This window comes from Falsiroseomonas oryziterrae, assembly GCF_021864505.1.
GTDB lineage: Bacteria > Pseudomonadota > Alphaproteobacteria > Acetobacterales > Acetobacteraceae > Falsiroseomonas > Falsiroseomonas oryziterrae.
Window position 1 is genome coordinate 1 of record NZ_JAKJIB010000561.1, and the last position, 1451, is coordinate 1451.

Sequence of the window (1451 nt, forward strand, 5' to 3'; positions counted from 1 at the left end):
CGGGATCGCGCGTCGGCCCGACCGCCACGACGATCTCGGGCGCGGCCGCGGGCGACGGGGCGGAGGCGGTGGGCGGCGCCGCCACTGCCTCCGGCGCCGCGCGCCAGGCTGTCTCCGGCTCGGCGCGCCAGGGATCGGTGCCGGTCAGGGGACCGGCCGAGGCCAGCGGGAAAGGCCCCATGATCGTCGCGCCCGTCGCCTGCGCTTCCTCTGCCAGGATGGAGGCGAGATCCCGTGCCTCGAGCCGCAGTTCTCGGGGAAGCTCGACCGTCACCTCGCCCAGGCTCGCCAGCGCGAGCGCCGTCTCGTCGCCGGTCTCGCCCAGCCAGCCGGCGCGTTGCGCCTGGCCCAGACCGACGAAGGAGGCCGCGAAGCCGGCGACGAGGGCAAGTTCGCCGAGGCTCGGCGCATCCGGGCGCCGCCGGCCCTGCTCCGCCGCGCGCCAGCGCGCCAGGCTCTCCGCCTCCTCCCGCGCCGTGAGGGAGAGGGGGCTCGGCGCCTCGAGGAAGGACGCGTCGCCATCCCTGGCCTTGCCGCCGCCTGCCAGCCGCCGCAGCCGCCCGATGAAGGTCATGCGTGTCTCCCCGCTCCGGATCGCAGGGAGACAAACGCGGCTCGGGCAGAATTAGTATACGATTTTCGCGGTCGTTTCGCTGCCTTGCGCCACGCCTGCGTGAGCGCGCGCCGCGGCTACACCGAGACCCGGCCGAAGAGCGCCGTCAGCAGCGCGAAGAGCGCGCCGCCGACGAGGAAGCCGACCAGCGTGCCGTTGATGCGGACGTATTGGAGGTCCTTGCCGACGCGCAGCTCGATCTTCTCCGTCACCGTCGCGGTGTCCCAGCTGCGCACCACGCCGGCGATGAAGTCACTCAGCTGCGCGCGCGCGTTGGGCAGCAGCGCGATCAGCACGCCCTCCGCCGCGCGGTTCAGCCGCGCCCGCGCCGCCTCGTCGGTCGCCAGCATCTCGCCGAGATTGCCGAGCATGCCGGCGATGATCTCGACCGTGCGTCCATTCGGGTTCGCGGCATCGGCCTCGATCCCCGCCCGCAGCCGCTGCCAGACGTCGCCGAGCCAGGCGGCGACGGCGGGATGGCCGAGCGCCTCGCGCACCGCGCGGCCGATCGCCGCGGCGCGCTCGGGGTCCTCCTCCATCCGTGCGATCTCGGCGCGGATCCAGGCCTCGAAGGCCTGGCGGAGGTCGGAATCGCCGGGCTCGACCCGCTCCAGCTCGTGGTTCAGCGCGCCGAGCACGCGGCGCGCGATGGTCGCACCCGCAAGCCAGCCGACCAGCGCGCCGCCCTCCGCACGCACCCGCGCGGCGATCGCCTCCTTGAGCTGGTCCTCCTTCGCCGCCAGCAGGACCTTGAGCTGCCCGACGGCCAGGCCGAAGACCTCCTGGTGCCGCCCGCCCTCGATCAGCGCGGTCAGCGCGCGCGCCACCACCTGGGCGG

2 protein-coding genes are annotated in these 1451 nt (G+C 74.6%); both read right to left on the reverse strand.

Features of this window, described 5'->3' with window-relative positions:
* Positions 1 to 574, reverse strand: a 574-nt coding sequence (locus L2I40_RS23145) for a hypothetical protein (protein ID WP_456305765.1), incomplete at its 3' end; no start/stop codon positions are given.
* A gap of 116 nt (positions 575 to 690) precedes the next feature.
* On the reverse strand, positions 691 to 1451 hold a 761-nt coding region (locus L2I40_RS23150; protein WP_237217711.1), incomplete at its 5' end, for a DUF445 domain-containing protein.